Source organism: Streptosporangium sp. NPDC023963 (assembly GCF_040639135.1).
In the GTDB taxonomy this organism is placed as follows: Bacteria; Actinomycetota; Actinomycetes; order Streptosporangiales; family Streptosporangiaceae; genus Streptosporangium.
Genome location: NZ_JBEZZK010000023.1, coordinates 96,424 through 117,760, shown reverse-complemented (window position 1 = coordinate 117,760; position 21,337 = coordinate 96,424). Strand labels below are relative to the sequence as shown.

Here is a 21,337-nt window from a genome sequence, read left to right as displayed (position 1 = left end):
TCCTCTTCACATCTTCAGGTGATCGTTCGGGGGGTGGCTCACTTCGCGCGGCGGGCCCGGATGGCCTCGTGGTAGGCCTCCACGGTCCGCTTGGCGACGACGTTCCAGGTGAAGCGTTCCATCACCCGGTCGTAGCCTTTTCTGCCCACCGCCGCCCGCTCCTCGGGGGAGTCGTGCAGGCGGCGCAGCACCGCGGCCAGTTCCTCGGGGTCGCCCGGGGCCACCTGCACGGCGGCGTCGCCGACGACCTCGGGCAGCGCCCCGGTGCGGCTGGCGACCAGCGGGGTGCCGCAGGCCATGTGCTCGACGGCCGGGAGCGAGAAGCCCTCGTACAGGGAGGGGACGACCGAGATCTCCGAGGTGGCGATCAGCTCGCCCAGCTCGGTGTCGGAGATGCCGTGGACGAACCTCACCCGGTCGTGCAGCGCCAGCTCGGCGACGAGCTTCTCGGTCGGGCCGCCGGGGGTGGGCTTGCTCACCACGGTGAGGTTGACGTCGCGCTCGGTGGCGAGCTTGGCCACCGCCCGCAGCAGCGTCGCGACGCCCTTCATCGGGGAGTCGGCGCTGGCCACCGCGACGATGGAGCCGGGCCGCTTGGGCATCTCCGGGCGCGGGTGGAAGTAGCGGGTGTCGACGCCCAGCGGGATGAGCCGCATGTTCTTCTGCGGCACGTTGAAGTCGCGGTGGATGTCGGCGAGGGACGACTCGCTGACGGTCAGGATCGGGTTGAGCCGCGGCGCGACCTTGGCCTGCATGCGCACGAAGCCGTACCAGCGCCGCATGGGGATCTTCTTGCGCAGCGTCGCGGCCTTCAGCTCGATGCGCCGGTCCACGCTGATCGGGTGGTGGATGGTCCCGACCACCGGGAACAGCTTCTGGATGCCGAGCACGCCGTAGCCGAGGGTCTGGTTGTCCTGCACGACGTCGAAGTCGCCGACGCGCTTCTTCAGCTCGCGGTAGGCCCGCAGGCTGAAGGTGAGCGGCTCGGGGAATCCGGCGGTCCACATGGTGCCGACCTCGAGCAGGTCGATCCAGTCGCGGTACTCGCTCAGCTTGGGGGTGCGGAAGGGGTCCTCGTCGCGGTACAGATCCAGGCTGGGGATCTTGGTGAGGACGACGCCCTCGTCGAGCTCCGGGTAGGGCTGGCCGGAGAAGACCTCCACGCTGTGCCCGAGGGCGACCAGCTCGCGGCTGAGATGACGCAGGTAGACGCCCTGCCCACCACAGGTCGGCTTGCTGCGGTACGACAGCAGCGCGACGCGCAGCGATTCAGCACCCGGCACGGCAACCCCCTTCTCAACCTGTCCGAAAAGGGGACAGGTACCGTGAAAGATGACCTTAGTCCTCGGACCCTACCATTCATGAGCTCTGTTGCACTTGATGTGGAATTGTTCCTAGATCGTGCTTCACAGGGTGCGAACTGGGAAGTTAGCCTTACCGAGCGTGATTCGGTGTAACGCGTTCTAGGCGTGCTGTGCCGTGGGGTGCTGGTGCCCGCCGGGGGGTGTGCGGGTACATTCGCCATCAAACGGCACAAGACCAGGCATAGGTCGCCGCCCCCGCAAGCGAGGAGGACGCGTTGGCCAGGCGCGCGCTGATCACCGGTATCACCGGGCAGGACGGTTCCTATCTGGCCGAGTGCCTGCTCAATCAGGGCTACGAGGTCTCCGGCCTCGCCCGAGGGCAGGCCAACCCCCGCGTATCGCGGCTTCGCAAGCTTCTCCAGGACGTCCAGCTCGTCCGGGGCGACCTGCTCGACCAGGGCTCGCTGATCTCCGCCGTCGAGAAGGTCCAGCCCGACGAGGTCTACAACCTGGGCGCCATCTCCTTCGTCCCCATGTCGTGGGAGCAGGCCGAGCTCACCGCGGAGGTGACCGGCATGGGCGTGCTGCGCATGCTCGAGGCCATCCGGGTCTGCTCCGGCATCTCCTCCTCGCGCACGGTGGCCGGGTCGGACCAGATCCGCTTCTACCAGGCCTCCTCCTCGGAGATGTTCGGCCAGGTCCGCGAGACCCCGCAGACCGAGATCACCCCCTTCCACCCCCGCTCGCCGTACGGCGTGGCCAAGGCGTACGGGCACTTCCTGACGCAGAACTACCGCGAGTCGTACGGCATGTACGCGGTGTCGGGGATCCTGTTCAACCACGAGTCCCCGCGCCGGGGGGCCGAGTTCGTCACCAGGAAGGTGACGCTCGGCGTGGCCAGGATCAAGCTCGGTCTCGCCTCCGAGCTGCGCCTGGGCAACATGGAGGCGCGGCGCGACTGGGGGTTCGCCGGAGACTACGTCCGCGCGATGCACCTGATGCTCCAGGCGGACACGCCCGAGGACTACGTGATCGGCACCGGCCGCACCCACACCGTCCGCGACCTGGTGGAGGCCGCCTTCGCCGCGGCCGGGCTCGACTGGGAGCGGTACGTGGTCACCGACCAGAACCTGCACCGGCCGGCCGAGGTCGACCTGCTGTGCGCCGACCCGAAGAAGGCCCGTGTCCAGCTGGGCTGGGAGCCCACGGTCACCTTCGAGGAGCTCGTGGCGATGATGGTCGAGTCGGACGTCAAGCTGCTCTCCGAGGGCGGCGACCCCGACCAGGACTCCTCCTGGCCCTGAGCCTTCCCGTTCCCGAGCCTCCCGTCCCCGGGCTTCCTGCGCCCGGGGCCTTTTTCCGGCTCCGAGCCGTCTCCGAGCCGTCCCTGAGTCGTCCCTGAGCCGTCCCCGAGTCGTTTTCGAGCCGTCTCCGAGCCGTCCCGGAGCCGGGACGGCCCGGCTCCGGGACGGCCTCGGGTGACCCGGAAGCGGCGTCGAAGGGATCCCGCAGCGGTACCGAGGTGGCCCGGGCGCTCCCGCCCGGCCTGACCCGGCGGGCTCTCGCCCGCTAGACGAGCCGGAACGTCTCGCCTTGACGGCGTGCGCGACAGGGGTGATGATGTACCCATTGACGAGACGGAACGTATCGTTTCTCGTGAGACCCGGAAAGATCCGACAGAGGAGAAACCATGTCCCGACGTGCGCACATCGCGATGGTCAGCATCCCCGCGCCGGGCCACGTGAACCCGAGCATCGAGGTGATCAGGGAGCTGGTGGCGCGCGGGCACCGGGTGACCTACGCCAACGACCCCTCCTTCGCCGAGGTGATCACCGGCGCCGGGGCCGAGCTCGTCCCGTACACCTCGACCCTGCCCATGGGCGACACCGCCGAGTGGCCGGAGGACCCGATCGCCCAGCTCGACGTCTTCCTCGGCGACGCGATCTCGATGCTGCCGCAGCTCCGCGCCGCGTACGAGAACGACCGGCCCGACCTGTTCCTCTACGACATCGGGGGTTACACGGCCCGGGTGCTCGCGGAGAACTGGGACATCCCCCTGATGCAGCTCTCGCCGACCTACGTGGGCTGGGAGGGTTACCGGGAGGACATGGCGCCGATGATCGAGGAGCTGAGGAGGGCCCCGGGCGGGGCCGAGCACTACCGGCGGTTCGAGGAGTGGCTGCGCGACAACGGCATCCACGGCATCGACTCCGACGACTTCGGGGGCCGCCCGCCGCGGGCGCTGGCGCTCATCCCGAAGGTCATGCAGCCCAACGCCGACCGGGTCGATCCCGCCCGGATCACCTTCACCGGGCCCTGCTTCGCCACCCGCTCCCACCAGGAGCCCTGGATCCGCCCCGAGGGCGCGGAGAAGGTGCTGCTCGTCTCCCTGGGGTCGGCCTTCACCAACCTGCCGGGCTTCTACCGCTCCTGCCTGGCGGCCTTCGGCGACCTGCCCGGCTGGCACGTCGTCCTCCAGGTCGGAAAGTTCGTGGACCGGGCGGAACTCGGGGTGATCCCCGCCAACGTCGAGGTGCACTCCTGGGTGTCGCAGCTCTCGATCCTGGAGCAGGCCGACGCGTTCGTCACCCACGCGGGCATGGGCGGCACCCAGGAGGGCCTGTACTGCGGCGTCCCGATGATCGCCGTCCCGCAGGCCGCCGACCAGTTCGGCAACGCCGACAGGCTCGTGGAGCTCGGGGTCGGCCGCCGGATCGACACCGAGGAGGCCACCCCCGAGGCGCTGCGCGCCGCCCTGCTCGGCCTCACCTCCGACCCGGAGGTGGCGGCGCGGCTGGCGAAGCTCCGGGACGAGGTCCGGGGCGAGGGCGGCACCGTCCGCGCGGCCGACCTGATCGAGGAACTGCTCCGGCGTCGGGGGGAGGTTCACCCGTCCTGAGGCGCGGGCCGGGCGGGCGACGCCCGGCCCACCGCCGGCGCGCTCCGCGGGCGGGCTCATCGGACGGGCGCCGATCCGGCACGGTCCGCCCCGGTTTCCTCGGCAGCGGCGCCGGCTCCGGCAGTGGCTCCGGCACGGCCCAGACCTCTTCCGAGGCCTTACGACGCGTCACCCGTCCGGACTCGCCGGCGAACACCCCGGACCCCTCGATCGTTCCTGCGCGCTCACCAGCGCAGTTCCCCGGCCTCGTCCTGGAACGTTCCTGTCGGGCCGTCCGCGTCGAGAGTCGCCAGACGCACGACGGTTCTGGCGCTCTCCTCCGGTGATCTTCCACCTTCGAAGGGCAGGCCGGCGGTCATGTCGGTGGCGGTGAAGCCCGGCTCGAGCGCGTTGAACTTGATGCCCGGCTGGGACTTGGCGTACTGGACCGTGAGCATGGTGGCCGCCGCCTTGGACGCGGAGTAAAGCGCGGCCCTCACGTGGAACTCCGGCCGGTCGGGGTTGTTCACCGCCCAGAACGACCCGGCGCTGCTCGAGACGGTGACCACGGTCGGGTTCGAGGATCTGCGCAGCAGGGGGAGCGCCGCCTCCGTGACGCGCACGATTCCCACCGCGTTGGTGTCGAAGACTCGCAGAGCCGTGGGACCGTCGCCGGCTCCGTCCCCGAGGATGCCCGCGTTGTGCACCAGGACGTCGAGCCGGCCCTCGGCCGCGTCGATCGTCGCCAGCGCGTTGTTCACCGACGCGTCGTCGGTCACGTCGAGCTGCACGAATCGTGCGCCGAGCGCCGCCGCGGCCTTCTCGCCCCGCTCGACGTCACGCGCGCCGACGTAGACGACGTGTCCCAGCTCCAGAAGCTGCTTGGCTGTCTCGAAACCGATGCCCTTGTTGGCCCCGGTGACCAGTGTGACGGTCATGTCTCACCTCTCGAAATACGTGGCCCGAGCGGACCGTTGTGCACGCTATGCGGAGCTACTCGCCTCGACCAGAGCCCTCTCGAGCCTGGGGTGTGACAGGGCCCCCTCTGTCCGCCCCGCGGAGTCCTGGGCCGGCCTCGTGAGCGCGACGACGAACGCCCTCGGCGCGTACCTGCGTGCCCGGCGCGAGCTGGTGACGCCTCAGCAGGCGGGCATCCCCGGCGTCGGTGTGCGGCGTGTGCCCGGGCTGCGGCGCGAGGAGGTCGCCATGCTCGCCGGCATCAGCGCCGACTACTACCTGCGGTTGGAACGGGGCCGCGATCGCAACCCGTCCGCGCAGGTGCTCGAGTCGATCGCTCGCGTGCTCCACCTCGACGACGACCACATCGCCCATCTGCGGACCCTGGTCTCGGAGGCACCCCGGCGGCGCGGACGCCGGCCGCCCAGGGAGATCCCGCCGCCCGGCGCCCTCAAGCTCCTGGACTCCCTCGTCCAGCCCGCTTTCATCGAAGGCCGGTACTTCGACATCCTGGCCTCGAACGGTCTTGCCAGGGCACTCTCTCCCGGCCTCGCCGCAGGGGGCAACCAGCTGAGGGACATGTTCCTGGATCCGGCCGAGCAGGCTCTGCACCCGGACTGGAAAGACGTCACGGAATGCCTCGTCGCGAACCTGCGGCAGTCCGTGGGCAACGACATCGACGATCCTCGCTTCATCGAGCTCACCGAAGAACTCTCACTGGCGAGTCCCCATTTCCGCCGGCTCTGGGCCCGCCACGAGGTCCGCGGGCAGCGCGGGTCGCTGATGCGGATCAACCACCCGCAGGTCGGGGAACTGACCCTCAACCGGGAACGACTGGGCATAGGCGGAACCGAGGGCCTGATGCTCGTCGTGTATCACCCGGAAGCCGGATCCAGCGATGCGGACAAGCTGGCTCTGCTGGCTTCCGCGGGCCTGCCGACCTCGGACAAGAACAAGGGCTCCGGCAGGCCGGCACGTGAGACGGACAGCGCCGCACTCGGGTGAACCCGGCGAGGCCGATGCGGAGCAGAGTCGCGCGAGCGAACAACGCTCCTCACCGTGACCCCGGGACAACACCCGGGGTCACGGCGCCGGCGAGGTGGTCACTTGAACCGGCTTCCAGGCCGGGCGGCGGTGCGGCCCGCCAGGCGCTCGTAGCGCTGCTTGGCCGCCTGGGGGGTGGCGAGGCCGAGACCGAACGCGATCTCCTGCCAGGTGAGGTCGCGGCCCCGCGCCATGAGGAGGAGCGACGCCTCCAGCTCGTCCATTTCCGCGCGGACCCTGGGCAGCAGGGTCAGGGCGGCGGTGATGTCGGCGTGGTCCACCTCCGGCTCGCCCTCCTCGCGATGGGCGCTGCCGCTCAGGAGGAACGTCACGAGCCTGACGGCCTCGTGGGCTCCGAGGACCGTGGGGTGGACCTGCCGGAGGCGCCGGCCCTCGTCGGCCGCGTGGCGCTCGGCGATGCGCGACAGGGAGGCGTACTCGCGGTGCGCCCGGGTCAGGCCCGGGTCGGGAGGCGTGAAGGGGTCGGATGATCCGTCATGAGAAGTGGGCATGCGACCAGGATGAGCCGTCGAACAGTTTGTTGTCAACACATAGTGTTCAACAAACTGTTTAAAAGTGGAGGCGCTGTCACTTCTGCGACCCGCTGGACGAGTCGGAGGGGCGGGGATCTCTCCGGCCTTCCCCCGTGCCACCGGCACCACCGGCACCACCGGCACCACCGGCACCACCGCCACCGTCGGCATGTCGGCATGTCGGCATGGGAAAGGCCATGCGGGGCCGGGCGGCCCCGCATGGCCTTCCGACGCCGTCTCCGGCGTCGTTCTCCGTGTCGCTCTCGGTGGAGTTCTCGGTGGAGTTCTTAGCGGAGTTCTCGGTGTCGTCCCCGGCGGCGCCGGATCTCAGGCGACGGAGACCGGCAGGTCCTTGATGCCGTTGATGAAGTTGGACCGCAGGCGGCGGGCCTCGCCGGCCTGCTCCAGGCCGGGCAGCCGCTCGGCCAGCACCTCGAAGAGGACCCGCAGTTCGAGCTTGGCGAGGTGGTTGCCCAGGCAGAAGTGGGCCCCGCCGCCGCCGAAGCCGATGTGCGGGTTGGGGTCACGGCCGATGTCGAAGACGCCGGGGTCGGCGAAGACCTCCTCGTCCCGGTTGGCGGAGCTGTAGAAGACCACGATCTTGTCGTCCGCCTTGACCTCCTGCCCGCCGATCGTCGTGTCGGTGGTGGCCGTACGGCGGAAGAGGTTCACCGGGGAGACCCAGCGGACGATCTCGTCGGCCGCGGTGCGGGCGAGGGCGCGGTCGGCGACCAGCCGCCGCCACTGCTCGGGGTTCTCGAAGAAGGCGAGCATGCCGCCCGAGGCCGCGTTGCGGGTGGTCTCGTTGCCCGCCACCACGAGCAGCAGCACGAACAGGTCGAACTCCTCCTCGGTGAGGGTCTCCCCGGCGGCGTCGGGCATGATCAGCTTGGTGACGATGTCCTCGCGGGGCTGTGCGCGCCGCTCGGCGGCGAGGGCGTTGGCGTAGGCGTAGACCTCCATGGCCGCGTTCGTGCCCTCCGCGGGGTCGGCCGCGTAGTCGGGGTCCTCGGCCCCGATCATCTGGTTGGACCAGTTGAAGATCTTGTCGCGGTCCTCGACGGGGGCGCCGAGCAGCTCGCAGATCACGTACAGCGGCAGCGGGGCGGCGATGTCCCTGACGAAGTCGACCGAACCGCGTCCCTTGGCCTCGTCCACCAGTTCGTGGCAGATGTCGCGGATGTGCTGTTCCAGGGCGCCCATCATGCGCGGGGTGAAGCCCCGGTTGACCAGGGAGCGCCGCCGGGTGTGGTCCGGCGGGTCCTGGTTGAGCATCATCATCCGCTGCAGGGCCATCTGGTCCTCGGGCATCTCGTTGAAGAGCGCGAGTTTCCTGCTCGACGAGAACAGGTCGGAGCGGCGGGAGACCTGCACCACGTCGGCGTGCCTGGTGACCGCCCAGAAGCCCGGCCAGCCGCGCTCGGTGTCGCCCGGGTGCGCGTATACCGGCGCGTTCGCCCGTAACCAGGCCAGCTGCTCGTGCGGCGCGCCGTTCCGCCAATAGAAGTCCTGGTCGACCAGATCGATATCCATTGGTCCTCCTGCGAGCCGGGCCGGCGTTCTCGTGACGCGGTGACACGGCTCATTGTCGGTGCGGCCTGGGGGTGCGGTCAGCGGCGTACCCTACTCGTTCGCTGAGAATCCATCGCGAACGTGGCGATCGCGGGACTTTCCGATGTTCCCGCCTCCCGCCCGGGGCACGCCGATCCACCAAGCGCTTGATCAGGCGTTTGGTGATTCCTCTTTCTGAAACGTGTTCTATTACGGGAGGGGGACCCCGTCAAGTCAGGACCCCGGACCCCGGCCGCGGGCCCCTTTCGCGGTGGCCGCGGGGTACTTCGCGCGACGACCGCCGGCACCCCGCGCCGGGCACCCCACGCGCGACGCCCTCGGCACTCCGCGCGGCGGCTCCCGGCCGCTCCGCACGGGCTCCCGGCGCTTCGCACGGCCGTGAGGCCCGGGACGCGTGGGGGCGCGTCCCGGGCCTCACGGGGATTCAGAACCGGTTCCTACAGGGGAGCCCGGGGAGCCCGGGGAGACCGGGGGGAACCGGGGGCGGATCGCGTACGGGAGCGCCGGGATCAGAACGCGATGTCGCGCCAGGTGCCCACCTCCGCGGCGGTCAGGGCCTTCGGCAGGATGGCCATGCGGTCGACCGCGCCGCTCAGGCGCTGGCCGCCGTCCTGGTCGGCGCCGAAGCGCAGCGGCCGGGAGGTGCAGCCGGTGATGCCGTCGCTGGTGGCCGTGCCGCCGCCGACCCGGGTGCCGTCGACGTAGGTGTTGACCACGCCGTTGCGGTCCATGGTGACGACGAGGTCGATGTAACGGCCGGTCGGGATCGTCCCGCTCAGCCCCACGTTCTGCCCGGCGCCGATGAAGCGCAGGGTGTTGGAGGGGGTGAGGTCGACGATGATCCCGTCGGTGCCCGGGTTGCCGCCGGGCTGGGAGTCGAAGAGCCGCCGGTAGCCGGTTCCCCCGATCTTCACCTCGGCCGCGAACGTCGCCTCGGGCAGGTAGCCCAGCAGGGTGTTCCCGGTGGTGAGGTAGGTCGAGCCGTTCAGGACCAGCCCGCTGCCGCTCGGGGCCTCGGCGTCGTAGGTCGCGCCGCCGACGACGGTGGCGTTCCTGCCGCTGCCGGAGGCGTCGGTGACGGTCGTGCCCGACGTCGGGTCCCAGGCGACGACGGCGCGGTCCGCCGGGGGAGAGGCGCACGGGTTCAGGCCGACGGCCGCCGAGCCGCCCGCCTTCCAGCCGCTTCCCGACAGCTCCGCCGCGACCCGCGCGGACCGGGTCCCGTTCGCGGGGCCGACGGTCACCGAGAACGAGAAGGTCTTCGGGCTGCCCGGCGAGACGGCGGGCACCTCGACCGAGGCGGGGACGGCGGTCCAGCCCTGCGGCAGGGCGAGGGCCAGCGTGCCGGCGGGCACGCTCTCCCGGCCGGTCGCGGTGACGGTGACGGTGACCGGGATCGACTCGCCGGCGCCCGCGACGACCGGGGCGGTGATCTTGACGGTCACCTCGTTGACGAGCGTGTAGGACCTTCCGGCCTTGGCGTCGATGGTGACGACGTCACCGTCGCGGCGCGGGGTGATCGTCCGGCCGCGCTCGTCCTCGACGTGGTAACGGCCGCCGATCATGGCGGCGCGGACCTTGAGGGGGCCGGACGTCCCGGCGTGCACGGTGACCCTGTCGGCGTTGCCGTCCTTCCACGAGGCGTCCACGGTCACGTCGCCCCGGGCGCGCAGGCCGGTGACCGACCCGGTGGGCCAGGCCGACGGCAGCGCGGGCAGCACGTGGACCGTGTCGTGCTGGCTCTGCAGCAGCATCTCGGCGATGCCGGAGGTGGCGCCGAAGTTGCCGTCGATCTGGAACGGCGGGTGGGTGTCCCACAGGTTGTCCAGCGTGGAACCCTTGAGCTGCTCGCTGAGCATCTTGTGCGAGTGGTCGCCGTCCAGCAGGCGGGCCCAGAAGTTCACCTTCCACGCCTTGCTCCAGCCGGTGCCGCCGTCGCCCCGCGCGGTGAGCGAGATCTTGGCCGCCTCGGCCTCCGGGGTGCCGGCCGTGATCTGCCGTCCGGGGTGCAGGGCGAACAGGTGGGAGACGTGCCGGTGGGTGTTGCCCCGGTCGTCCAGGTCCTCCTTCCACTCCTGGAGCTGTCCCCAGGAGCCGATCCTGATGCCCGGGTCGAGCTTGGCCAGCGCGGCCTTCACCTCGGCCTGGAAGGCCTTGTCGGTCTTCAGCTCCTTCGCCGCCTCCAGGGTGTTGGTCAGCAGGTCGAAGACGATCTGCTGGGACATCGAGGCGCCCGCCGTGAAGTCGCCCTGCTCGGGGGAGTAGCTGGGGGAGACCACCAGTTTGCCGTCACGCGGGTCGGTGTAGAGGGTGTCCAGCCAGAACTCGGCCGCGCCCTTCATCACCGGGTACGCGGTCTTGCGCAGGTACTTGGTGTCGCCGCTGAAGCGGTAGTGGTCGTACATCTGCTGGGTCACCCACGCCGCCGCGTCGGGGAACCAGAACGAGGTGGCCCAGTTGTGCACGCCGGTGAAGCCGAACGGGTTGGTCTCGTTGTGCACCACCCAGCCGCGCGCACCGAACATCTCCTTCGCGGTCTTCTGCCCGGGGGCGACCATCGACCGGATGTAGCTGTCGTACGGCTCGGTCGTCTCGGCGAGGTTGGTCTGCTCGGCGAGCCAGTAGTTCATCTGCAGGTTGATGTTGACGTGGTAGTCGGCCGACCAGGGGGGATTGGTGGAGTTGTTCCACACGCCCTGCAGGTTGGCCGGGAGCGACCCCTCCCTGGAGGAGGCGATCAGCAGGTAGCGGCCGTAGGCGAAGAACATCGCCTCCAGCGCCCGGTCGTCGGCCGAGGCGCCGCCGGTGTACGCCGCGCGGAGCCTGTCCGTCGGGATCGCCGGGGCCTTCTGCCCGAGGTCCAGCCTGACCCGGTCGAACAGCTTGCGGTAGTCGGCCCGGTGCTCGGACCTGAGCTCCTCGTACGACTTGCGGGAGGCCCTGTCGACCGCCTTGGTCACCTTGGCGTGCGGGTCCACGGTCCGGTAGGCGGGGTAGACGTCGGAGTAGTCGGTGCCCGCCGACAGCACGAACACCGCGCTGTCGGCGCCCGTGACGGTGATCCTGTCGGTGCCGTCGGTGCGGGTGCCGCCCTGGGTGATCACCTGGACCTGCGACTCGAACCTCATGCCGTTGTCGGCGAGCACGCCCTTGACGGTGAGGCGGCCCTTGGAGACCGAGACCTGCTTGTCGTCACGAGGTGAGGAGGTGCGCAGCGTGAAGGAGACCTTGCCTCGCTTGTCGGCGGAGACCTTGCCGACGACGACGTTGCCGGGGTAGCTGGCGAAGTACTCGCGGGAGTGGGTCACCCCGTTCGCGGTGTAGCCGACCCTGGCGACCGCCTCGCGCAGGTCCAGCTCCCGGCGGTAGCCGGTGACGGTGTTCTCGGTGTTCTCGGTGTTCTCGGGGCCCCCGGGGGTCTCGGGCATGTCCAGCCAGAGGTCCCCGAAGGTCTGGTAGGCGCCGAAGCCGCTCTTGGGCTGGCCGAGCTTGGCCGCCACCGCCTCGGGGGACATCCTGCCGTCGCGGTCTATCTGTGCCCTGACCTCGGCGATCGCGTTCGGCCTGGGGGAGGTCCAGTTGCCGAAGTCGTAGCCGTTCGCGCCGGGGCCGCCGGTCCACAGGGACTTCTCGTTGAACTGGATCTGCTCGCTGTTCACACCGCCGAACACCATGGCGCCCAGCGCGCCGTTGCCGATCGGCAGCGCCTGGGTCTCCCAGTCGGTGGCCGGTTTGTCGTACCAGAGCGTCAAGTCATCGGGTGTATTTGGCGTGGTCATATTTGCTGACGGCTCCGCGTCGGCCGAGCTCTGGCTGTATAACCCGGTAGCGAGGGTGAGGGCGGCGAGGAGAGCGACGCCGAGACGACGTCGTGGGGGGCGGTGCAACGGATTCCTCCGATCACAGGGCGGGACTGTTTCAAGGAGATAGCACCGAAATTCCGTCGTAACAAGCCTCATCCTCCGATGTTTCTCGGCGGTTGATCACTTTTGTGCCTCTCAGCACCGCGAACGTCCCGGATGATCTCCGTTTCCGTCCGCGCTAGGAAATCCGATGACTGGAGGTCAAAATTGGGGCACGATCCGGTATTACCCCTGCCATCTGCGGTTTCTCCTCGATAACGGATCGGACGTATCGGTCCGTGAGGGGTTGACACCGAGGTTCGGCGTCGTTCAGCATCACGAGACAAGACATCCGATGTATCAACGAAGGGTGCGGTGTGAAGCTGCTGCGAGTGGGACCCGTCGGCCAGGAGCGACCGGCCGTCCTGGACGGGGCCGGTAACCTCCGCGAAATCTCGGAAGCCGAGATCGACGGGGCTTTCCTCGCTTCCGGGGGAGTGGCTCGTGTCCGAGAGGCGCTGGAGCGGGACGAGCTTCCCGTGCTGGACGCCGAGGGGTTGCGGATCGGCGCCCCGATCGCGCGGCCAGGGAAGATCGTGTGCGTCGGGCTCAACTACCGCGACCACGCGGAGGAGACGAACGCCGCGATCCCGGCCGAGCCGATCATCTTCATGAAGGCTCCCAACACGATCGTCGGACCCGACGACGAGGTGCTCATCCCCAGGGACAGCGTGAAGACCGACTGGGAGGTCGAGCTGGCCGTCGTCATCGGCGAGACGGCCCGCTACGTCGAGACGCACGAGGAGGCGCTGTCCAAGATCGCGGGCTACGCCATCTCCAACGACGTCTCCGAGCGCGAGTTCCAGCTGGAGCGCGGCGGCCAGTGGGACAAGGGGAAGTCCTGCGAGACCTTCAACCCGCTCGGCCCCTGGCTGGTCACCCCCGACGAGATCGCCGACCCGCAGGCCCTGGGCCTGCGCCTGTGGGTGGACGGCACGCGGTTCCAGAACGGCGACACCAAGAACATGATCTTCACGGTGGCGGAGGTCGTCCGCTACCTCAGCCGCTTCATGGTCCTCGAACCCGGTGACCTCATCAACACCGGCACCCCGGCGGGCGTCGCGCTCGGCCTGCCCGGCACGCCGTACCTGCGCGCCGGGCAGGTCGTGGAGCTGGAGATCGACGGCCTCGGGCGCCAGCGACAGACCGTGGGGCAGGCATGAGCGACAGGATCGACATCCGCGAGGACACGCCGGTCGAAGCCATCGTGGCCGGGGCGGCGGAGGGGGTGCCGGCGGGGATCGGCGCGTACCGCATCACCTCGATGGAGACCCACGACATCCGCTTCCCCACCTCGCTGGAGCTCGACGGCTCCGACGCGATGAACCCCGACCCCGACTACTCGGCCGCCTACCTGGTCCTGCGGACCGACGACGGGTTCGAGGGCCACGGCTTCGCCTTCACCATCGGGCGCGGCAACGAGGTGCAGACCGCCGCGATCAGGGCCCTGGAGCCGTACGTGCTCGGCAGGGACGTCGAGGACATGGGCGCCCTGTGGAAGGACATGGTCCACGACTCCCAGCTGCGCTGGCTCGGCCCGGAGAAGGGCGTCATGCACATGGCGATCTCCGCCGTGGTCAACGCGCTCTGGGACCTCAAGGCCAAGCGGGCGGGCCGGCCGCTCTGGCTGCTGCTCGCCGAGATGTCCCCCGAGGAGCTCGTCGAGCTGGTCGACTTCCGCTACCTCACCGACGCGCTCACCCCGCAGGAGGCGCTGGACATCCTGCGCGCCGCCGAGCCCGGCAGGCGCGAGCGCGTGGCCCACCTGCGCGAGCACGGCTACCCGGCCTACACGACCTCCCCGGGATGGCTCGGCTACGGCGACGACAAGCTGCGCCGCCTGTGCAAGGAGGCGATGGACGAGGGCTTCACCCAGATCAAACTGAAGGTCGGCGCCGACCTGGAGGACGACAGGCGGCGGATGCGCATCGCCCGCGAGACCTGCGGCGAGGACTTCCCCATCGCGATCGACGCCAACCAGCGCTGGGACGTCGACTCGGCCATCGCCTGGGTCAACGCCCTCGCGGAGTTCCGCCCCCACTGGGTGGAGGAGCCGACCAGCCCCGACGACGTGCTCGGCCACGCCGCCATCGCCCGGGGCATCGCGCCCATCCCGGTGGCCACCGGCGAGCACGTACAGAACCGCATGGTCTTCAAACAGCTCCTGCAGGCCGGCGCGATCTCCTACCTGCAGATCGACGCGGCCCGCGTCGCGGGCGTGAACGAGAACATCGCGATCCTGCTGCTCGCCGCCAAGTTCGGCGTCCCGGTCTGCCCGCACGCGGGCGGGGTCGGCCTGTGCGAGCTGGTGCAGCACCTGTCGATGTTCGACTACGTCGCGGTCAGCGGCTCGATGGAGGGCAAGGTGATCGAGTACGTCGACCACCTCCACGAGCACTTCGTCGACCCCGTGGTGATCGAGAACGGCGCCTACGCCGCGCCGAGCCGGCCCGGTTTCGGAGCGGCCATGCACGCCGCCTCGATCATCGACTACACCTACCCCGACGGTCCGGTATGGAGGTCTCTCAATGGGTGAGTTCGACGGCCTGCGCGCCCTGGTCACCGGTGGCGGTTCCGGCATCGGCCTGGCCACCGCCACCCTGCTGGCAGAGCGAGGCGCGCGCGTGGCCTCCCTCGACATCAACGCCTCCGGCGGCCCGTTCGTCGAGGTCACGGCGAACGTCACCGACGAGGAGGCGGTCAACGCGGCCGTCGCCCAGGCCGTCGAGCAGCTGGGTGGCCTGGACATCCTGGTCAACAACGCCGGGATCGGCGCCGCCGGGACGATCGAGGACAACCCCTACGAGGAGTGGTCCAGGGTCCTGGACGTCAACGTCCTGGGCATCGTCCGGGTCACCCGGGCGAGCCTGCCGCACCTGCGCCGCTCGGCGCACGCCGCGATCGTCAACACCTGCTCGATCGCGGCGACGGCGGGACTGCCCCAGCGGGCGCTCTACAGCGCGTCCAAGGGCGCCATCCAGTCGCTGACCCTGGCGATGGCTGCCGATCACGTCCGCGAGGGCATCCGGGTCAACTGCGTCAACCCCGGCACCGCCGACACCCCGTGGGTGCAGCGCCTGCTCGACGCGGCGCAGGACCCGGCGGCCGAGCGGGCGGCCCTGGAGGGCCGCCAGCCGATGGGCCGCCTGGTGAGCGCCCCGGAGGTCGCCGCGGCGATCGCCTACCTCGCGAGCCCGCTCGCGGCGGCCACCACCGGCACGGTCCTGGCCGTGGACGGCGGGATGCAGGGGCTCAGGCTCCGGCCGAAGTCATGACCGGATTCCCCGTATCGGTCGAGAAATGATTCACCCCCCACACAGCTTTGAATCGAGGCAACGGTATGAAAATCGGACCCGCGGCGACAGGTGCGGCACTGCTCGCGATCTCCTTCACCCTCTCCGCCTGCGGATCGTCGGAGCCCACCACCGCGGCCCAGCCCTCCGGTGACGCGGCCGCCGCCCCCGCGGGCGCCAAGGTCGGGATCGACTTCCCCCGCACCGACTCCGACTTCTGGAACTCGTACAACAAGTACGTCCCCCAGATGGCGACCGAGCTGGGCGTCGACCTGATGCCGCCGACCAACTCCCAGAACGACGTGGCCAAGCTGGTCGCCAACACCCAGGCCCTGACCGGCCAGGGCGCCAAGGTGATCGTCATGGCCCCGCAGGACACCGGTGCCATCGCCTCCACGCTGCAGTCGCTGGAGGGCAGGAACATCCCCGTCGTCACCGTGGACACCCGCCCCGACAAGGGCAAGGTCTACATGGTCGTGCGCGCCGACAACAAGGCGTACGGCACGAAGGCGTGCGAGTTCCTCGGCGAGAAGCTCGGCGGCAAGGGCAAGGTCGTCCAGCTCATGGGCGCGCTCTCGTCGATCAACGGCCGTGACCGGGCCGAGGCGTTCCGCGGCTGCATGAAGGACAAGTTCCCCGGCATCACGGTCTTCGAGGAGCCGACCGAGTGGGAGGGCACGAAGGCCGCCTCCATGCTCCAGACCCGTCTCGAGCAGCACCCGGACATCAAGGGCGTCTACATGCACGCCGGAGGCGTCCACCTCGCCCCCACCCTCCAGGTGCTCAAGGCCAAGGGCCTGATCGTGCCGCCGGAGGACCCCAAGCACGTCTTCGTGATCTCCAACGACGGCATCCCGCAGGAGTTCGAGGCGATCCGCAAGGGCGAGATCGACGCCACGGTCTCCCAGCCGGCCGACCTCTACGCCAAGTACGCGCTCTTCTACGCCAAGGCCGCGGCCGAGGGCAAGACCTTCCAGCCCGGCCCGACCGACCACGACAGCACGATCATCCAGCTGCCGAACGGTCTCGAGGACCAGCTCCCCGCTCCCCTGGTCACCAAGGAGAACGTGGACGACCAGGCTCTCTGGGGCAACCAGGTCAAGTGATGACATCTTCCGTCAAGGCAGTCGAGGCGCTTGGGATCACCAAGCGCTTCGGCCCGACCACCGCGCTCAACGGTGCCGGGATCGCCATCACCGAGGGGGAGACGCACGCGCTCGTCGGCAGGAACGGCGCGGGCAAGTCCACGCTGGTGTCGATCCTGACCGGGCTCCAGCGCCCCGACGAGGGTGAGGTCCGCTTCGCCGGGCAGCCCGCGCCGCCGCCGGCCGACCGGGACGCCTGGCGGCAGAGGGTCGCGTGCGTCTACCAGAAGTCGACGATCATCCCCACCCTGTCCGTCGCGGAGAACCTCTTCCTGAACCGCCAGACAGAGCGGGGCAGGATCAGCTGGCGGAGCCTCCGCACGCGGGCCCGCCGGCTGCTGGAACAGTACGGCGTGGACGTCGACGCGGAGACCATGGCCGGAGACCTGGGGGTCGAGCAGCGCCAGCTGCTGGAGATCGCCAGGGCGCTGTCGTTCGGCGCCCGGTTCATCATCCTGGACGAGCCCACCGCGCAGCTCGACGGCCCGGCCATCCAGCGGCTCTTCGACCGGATGCGCTCCCTGCGGGAGCAGGGCGTCACGATGATGTTCATCTCCCACCACCTGGAGGAGGTGTACGAGATCTGCCAGAGCGTCTCGGTCTTCCGCGACGCCCGGCACATCGTCACCGCCCCGGTCGGCGACCTGCCGCACGACCGGCTCGTGGACGCGATGACCGGCGAGGCCACCGCCGCCTACGAGTACCGCACCCGGACGGTCGCCCCCTCGGCCCCCGTGGTGCTGTCCGCGCGGACGCTCAGCCTCGCCGGGCGCTACGAGGACGTGGACCTCACCGTCAGGGCGGGGGAGATCGTCGGTCTCGCCGGTTCCGGCAGCAGCGGCAAGGTCGGTCTCGCCGAGACCCTGGTCGGCCTGCACCGGGCCGACACCGGGACGGTGACCGTCAACGGCACCGACATCAGGCAGGGCGACGTGCCCTCCGCGCTCCGCGCCGGGCTCGGGTTCGTCCCCCAGGACAGGCACCACCAGGGTTTCGTGCCGCTGCTGTCGATCGCCGAGAACGCGACCATCCCGATCGCCCACAAGCTCGGCCGCTACGGCGTGGTCTCCCCGGCCCGCCGCCGCGAGCGCGGCACCCGGATGATCGACCTGCTGGACATCAAGACGACGGGCCCCGACCAGCAGGTGGCCGACCTGTCCGGCGGCAACGCCCAGAAGGTGGTGCTGGCCAGGGCGCTCGCCGACGACCCGAACGCGCTCGTGGTCATCAACCCGACCGCCGGGGTGGACGTCAAGGCGAAGCACTCCCTGCTCGGCGCCGTGGAGGACGCGGCCGAGCGGGGGGCGGGGGCCGTACTGGTCTCCGACGAGCTCGACGACCTGCGAATCTGCGATCGCGTTCTCGTCATGTTCCACGGCAGGATCGTCAAGGACGTGCCGCGCGGCTGGACCGACAACGAGCTGGTGGCGGCGATGGAAGGTATCGACCACTGATGACCACGACAAAGACCCCTCCGCCCGCGCTGGCGGCCCCCCAGGGCCGTCGCATCCAGCTCGGGCGGTTCCGCGACCTCACCCTGGTCCCGGTGATCGTCGTTCTGCTGATCGCCGGTTCCTTCGTGGACCCGGTCTTCCTCACCACGGGCAACCTGACCAACGTGCTGCAGCAGCAGTCGGCCCTGGCGCTGGTGGTCCTCGCCGAGGCGCTGATCCTGATCGCGGGCAAGTTCGACCTGTCACTGGAGTCCACGGTCGGCATGGCGCCCGCCGTCGGCGTGATGCTCGTCATCCCGGTGGCGGCCGGAGGGTTCGGCCTGGAGCTGCCCGCCATCCTGGCGATCCCGCTGTGCCTGCTGATCGGCGGCCTGGTCGGCGCCTTCAACGGCTTTTTGATCCTGCGGTTCCAGCTGTCGGCCTTCATCGTCACGCTGGCCATGATGATCGTCGTGCACGGCCTCCAGCTGGGTCTCACCCAGGGCAAGAGCCTGTTCGAGCTGCCCGAGTCGTTCCTCTACCTCGGCAGCGCCCGCTGGCTGGGCCTGCCGGCGGCCATCTGGATCACCGGCGTCCTCTTCGCGGTGGCCATCGTCGCCCTCGGCTACTTCCGGGGCGGCCGCTCGCTCTACGCCATCGGCGGCAACGCCGACGCCGCCCGCGCGGCCGGCATCAGGGTCGAGCGGGTCGTCTGGGTCGTCTTCGTCATCGGCGGGATCGTCGCCGCGCTCGCCGGGGTGCTGGAGACCGGCCGGTTGGGCGGCATCAGCGCCAACCAGGGCGTCGGCTGGATCTTCATGGCCTTCGCCGCGGCCGTCATCGGCGGCGTCAGCATGGACGGCGGCAAGGGGACGATCCTCGGCGCGCTCACCGGCGTCCTGGTGATCGGCCTCGTCGAGAACATCCTCACCCTGAAGGGCGTCCCCGGCGAGTGGAAGCAGCTCGTCTACGGCTCGATCATCCTGGTCGCCCTGATGATCAGTCGCCTGGCGGGCGGCAAGGCCCAAGACTGACGCCTTGACGGTGGCGTGAGCCACGCGGACGCGCGGCCCGTACGGGGATGTGAAGCCCGTACGGGCGCGAGGTCCGCGCGAAACCGTGCGATCGTACGGGCGGTGGATCCCGCACGGACACGTGTGGAAATATGCGGCCCCCGCACTGCGTGAAGCGATAAAAAGGCATCAAGCGGCATGAGAGCCATGAAGCCGTACAGAACGGAGCGAGCGGTGCAGGTCAGTAGATACGGCTTCGGTACGGCCCCGATCGGGAACCTGTTCTCGGCGGTCGGCGAGGATACGGCGCGCGCGGCGGTGGACGCGGCCTACGAGGCGGGGGTCCGCCTGTTCGACACCGCGCCCCACTACGGGCTCGGCCTGTCGGAACGGCGCCTCGGCGCCGCCCTGGCGGAGAGGCCCCGCGACTCCTACGCCCTGTCCACCAAGGTCGGCCGCCTGCTCGTGCCCGCCGGCGGCGAGGGACCCTTCGGCCGGGACGACCAGGGCTTCGACGTCCCCGCCGACCTGCGCCGGGTGTGGGACTTCTCGCGCGACGGGGTGCTGCGGTCGCTGGAGGAGAGCCTGGAGCGGCTCGGCCTCGACGCGGTCGACATCGCCTTGATCCACGACCCGGACGACCACTGGGAGCAGGCCGTCTCCGAGGCGTACCCGGCCCTGGCCGAACTGCGCGACCAGGGTGTCGTCAAGGCCGTCGGGGTCGGCATGAACCAGACGGGGATGCTCGCCCGGTTCGTCCGCGAGACCGAGGTCGACACGGTCATGCTCGCCGGGCGCTACACCCTCCTCGACCGGTCGGGCGAGGACGAGCTGCTGCCGCTGTGCGCCGAGCGCGGCGTCGCGGTGCTCGCCGCCGGGGTGTTCAACAGCGGCCTGCTGGCCACCCACGACCCGTCGGGCACCTACGACTACGCCCCCGCCCCCGGACCGCTCCTGGACCGCGCCCGCCGCATCGCCGCCGTCTGCGAACGCCACGACGTCACCCTGCCCCAGGCGGCCCTCGCCTTCCCCCTGCGCCACCCCGCCGTCGCCAGCGTGGTCATCGGCGCCCGCTCCGCCGCCGAGGTGACCCGCAACGCGGAACTGACCGCCAAGCCCGTCCCCGAGGCCCTGTGGACCGACCTTGCCGCCGAGGGCCTGATTCCCTGACGCCCTTCATGTTGAAGAGGCTCCGGTCACCGTAGGGACTCGGAGGCGCCAGAATGGTGCGACGGTCCGATGGTGAGAAGCGGGGAAAAAAGTCCGTGAAACGGTCGTCAACTGCCGGCGCCATGGTCGGCCTGCTGCTTTTCCTGACATCTTGTACGGCGGAAGGATCATCCCACTCGAATCTCCGGGCAGAGCAGTCAGATCTTCGAATACGGGAGTCGGATTTTCCGGCATATCGGCAGGAGATGCCGACAGCCGTCGCGAACGACCATCTCCTGACGGTTGTCGGGAACGCTGCCATGGCCGCCAATCCGGAGCACAAGTTCATCATGGGAGGATCCGAGCTCTGGCCCGTCCTGGGAGGCTACGAATTTCGATTCACGGGAACCGCGGCACGACCGTACGCCGGTCCGTCCATCTCTTTCGAATCGCCCTACTGGGTGAAGATGAGCCTCTCAGGTGAGGTGCAGGACATGTCCAAGCTCCCGCCGACCGGCCTCACCGCCGCCGTCGCCAAGTTCGGATCGGGTGTGCGGGGAGTGTCCGGTGTCGAGTCCCTGAGCAAGCTGAGGCCGGGGGTGATGACGACCACTGTGATCGAATTCAAGAAGCCGGTGACGGAAAAGAGTCTCGGACTGGAAAACGGGCCGGCGAGAGACGTCTTCCTGTCGCGCGGGCACGTGGGGGGCAAGGCCATCTACTGGCCGGGCCACGAGGGGTGTTCGGACAAGGGACTGCCCGAGCCGTGTGTCGATTACTCGTCGGTCAGTCAGTTCAGAAGCTGGGTGTTGACGCTGACGGCTGAGGACGAGCCGATTCTGGCCAGGTTCGGGCTGAACCCGGTCGATCTCCGGCGCGCGGCCCGCGACGGGTTGGTATACGGGATCATCGGCAATTTCTCGCCGTACGCCGTCCGGAAAAACGTGCAAGGGAAGAACGTCCAGGCGGCCTGGATAACGGAGATACGGCCTTGTCCCGTCAAAAAGGACTGCCCGTGATCGACGGCCCTGAAGCCGTGGCCGTCGACGTCTGGCCCACCACTGGAGCGCGTCTGTCGGGGCCGTTCGTGGCGGGAGATCCGCGCGGAGTGGAG

The 21,337-nt window shown here is 69.8% G+C and carries 16 protein-coding genes; 11 read left to right on the top strand and 5 right to left on the bottom strand.

Annotation, left to right across the window (positions count from 1 at the left end; genetic code table 11):
* Positions 1 to 38: 38 nt before the first annotated feature.
* Positions 39 to 1,283 carry a glycosyltransferase family 4 protein gene (locus tag AB0F88_RS41000; RefSeq protein WP_362696924.1) on the bottom strand — a complete coding sequence of 415 codons (1,245 nt, stop codon included), beginning with the start codon at positions 1,281 to 1,283 and terminating at the stop codon, positions 39 to 41.
* 296 nt (positions 1,284 to 1,579) lie between these two features.
* On the opposite strand from AB0F88_RS41000, the gene AB0F88_RS40995 reads away from it, so the two are divergent.
* Both AB0F88_RS40995 and AB0F88_RS40990 read left to right on the top strand, forming a co-directional pair.
* The gene (locus AB0F88_RS40995) at positions 1,580 to 2,608 is read left to right on the top strand and encodes a GDP-mannose 4,6-dehydratase (protein ID WP_362696922.1); all 1,029 of its coding nucleotides are present in this window, start codon (positions 1,580 to 1,582) and stop codon (positions 2,606 to 2,608) included.
* A 386-nt stretch (positions 2,609 to 2,994) separates the two neighbouring features.
* Positions 2,995 to 4,203: a macrolide family glycosyltransferase gene (locus AB0F88_RS40990; protein WP_362696920.1), complete on the top strand. Its 1,209-nt coding sequence runs from the start codon at positions 2,995 to 2,997 to the stop codon at positions 4,201 to 4,203.
* A 224-nt stretch (positions 4,204 to 4,427) separates the two neighbouring features.
* Here the strand turns inward: AB0F88_RS40990 and AB0F88_RS40985 are convergent, their stop codons facing one another.
* Positions 4,428 to 5,120, bottom strand: a complete 693-nt coding sequence (locus AB0F88_RS40985) for an SDR family NAD(P)-dependent oxidoreductase (RefSeq protein ID WP_362696918.1) — start codon at positions 5,118 to 5,120, stop codon at positions 4,428 to 4,430.
* A gap of 139 nt (positions 5,121 to 5,259) precedes the next feature.
* On the opposite strand from AB0F88_RS40985, the gene AB0F88_RS40980 reads away from it, so the two are divergent.
* Positions 5,260 to 6,144: a helix-turn-helix transcriptional regulator gene (locus tag AB0F88_RS40980; protein ID WP_362696916.1), complete on the top strand. Its 885-nt coding sequence runs from the start codon at positions 5,260 to 5,262 to the stop codon at positions 6,142 to 6,144.
* Positions 6,145 to 6,242: 98 nt separating this feature from the next.
* Here AB0F88_RS40980 and AB0F88_RS40975 read toward each other — a convergent pair whose 3' ends face one another.
* The 3 genes from AB0F88_RS40975 to AB0F88_RS40965 form a co-directional block, all read right to left on the bottom strand.
* Positions 6,243 to 6,695 (bottom strand): DNA-binding protein, encoded by a 453-nt coding sequence (locus AB0F88_RS40975; RefSeq protein ID WP_362696914.1) that lies wholly within the window; start codon positions 6,693 to 6,695, stop codon positions 6,243 to 6,245.
* Positions 6,696 to 7,043: 348 nt separating this feature from the next.
* Entirely contained in the window at positions 7,044 to 8,249 is a 1,206-nt protein-coding gene (locus AB0F88_RS40970) for a cytochrome P450 (protein WP_362696912.1), read from the bottom strand.
* Between the two features lie 548 nt (positions 8,250 to 8,797).
* The gene (locus AB0F88_RS40965) at positions 8,798 to 12,040 is read right to left on the bottom strand and encodes a glycoside hydrolase N-terminal domain-containing protein (protein WP_362696910.1); all 3,243 of its coding nucleotides are present in this window, start codon (positions 12,038 to 12,040) and stop codon (positions 8,798 to 8,800) included.
* Positions 12,041 to 12,507: 467 nt separating this feature from the next.
* On the opposite strand from AB0F88_RS40965, the gene AB0F88_RS40960 reads away from it, so the two are divergent.
* The 8 genes from AB0F88_RS40960 to AB0F88_RS40925 all read left to right on the top strand — a co-directional run bounded on the left by AB0F88_RS40960 (position 12,508) and on the right by AB0F88_RS40925 (position 21,242).
* Positions 12,508 to 13,353 carry a fumarylacetoacetate hydrolase family protein gene (locus AB0F88_RS40960; protein ID WP_362696908.1) on the top strand — a complete coding sequence of 282 codons (846 nt, stop codon included), beginning with the start codon at positions 12,508 to 12,510 and terminating at the stop codon, positions 13,351 to 13,353.
* Positions 13,350 to 14,726 (top strand): L-fuconate dehydratase, encoded by a 1,377-nt coding sequence (locus AB0F88_RS40955; RefSeq protein ID WP_362696906.1) that lies wholly within the window; start codon positions 13,350 to 13,352, stop codon positions 14,724 to 14,726. The genes AB0F88_RS40960 and AB0F88_RS40955 overlap by 4 nt, the downstream gene beginning before the upstream one ends.
* Positions 14,719 to 15,465, top strand: a complete 747-nt coding sequence (locus tag AB0F88_RS40950) for an SDR family oxidoreductase (RefSeq protein ID WP_362696904.1) — start codon at positions 14,719 to 14,721, stop codon at positions 15,463 to 15,465. Before AB0F88_RS40955 ends, AB0F88_RS40950 begins: the two co-directional genes overlap by 8 nt.
* 65 nt (positions 15,466 to 15,530) lie before the next feature.
* On the top strand, positions 15,531 to 16,589 hold the full coding sequence (locus AB0F88_RS40945; RefSeq protein WP_362696902.1) for a sugar ABC transporter substrate-binding protein: 1,059 nt from the start codon (positions 15,531 to 15,533) through the stop codon (positions 16,587 to 16,589).
* On the top strand, positions 16,589 to 18,082 hold the full coding sequence (locus tag AB0F88_RS40940) for a sugar ABC transporter ATP-binding protein (RefSeq protein ID WP_362696900.1): 1,494 nt from the start codon (positions 16,589 to 16,591) through the stop codon (positions 18,080 to 18,082). Before AB0F88_RS40945 ends, AB0F88_RS40940 begins: the two co-directional genes overlap by 1 nt.
* Entirely contained in the window at positions 18,082 to 19,095 is a 1,014-nt protein-coding gene (locus AB0F88_RS40935) for an ABC transporter permease (protein ID WP_362696898.1), read from the top strand. The genes AB0F88_RS40940 and AB0F88_RS40935 overlap by 1 nt, the downstream gene beginning before the upstream one ends.
* A 213-nt stretch (positions 19,096 to 19,308) precedes the next feature.
* On the top strand, positions 19,309 to 20,244 hold the full coding sequence (locus tag AB0F88_RS40930; RefSeq protein WP_362696896.1) for an aldo/keto reductase: 936 nt from the start codon (positions 19,309 to 19,311) through the stop codon (positions 20,242 to 20,244).
* A gap of 122 nt (positions 20,245 to 20,366) precedes the next feature.
* Positions 20,367 to 21,242, top strand: coding sequence for a hypothetical protein (locus AB0F88_RS40925; RefSeq protein ID WP_362696894.1), 876 nt, complete (start codon positions 20,367 to 20,369; stop codon positions 21,240 to 21,242).
* The last annotated feature ends 95 nt before the right edge of the window (positions 21,243 to 21,337 follow it).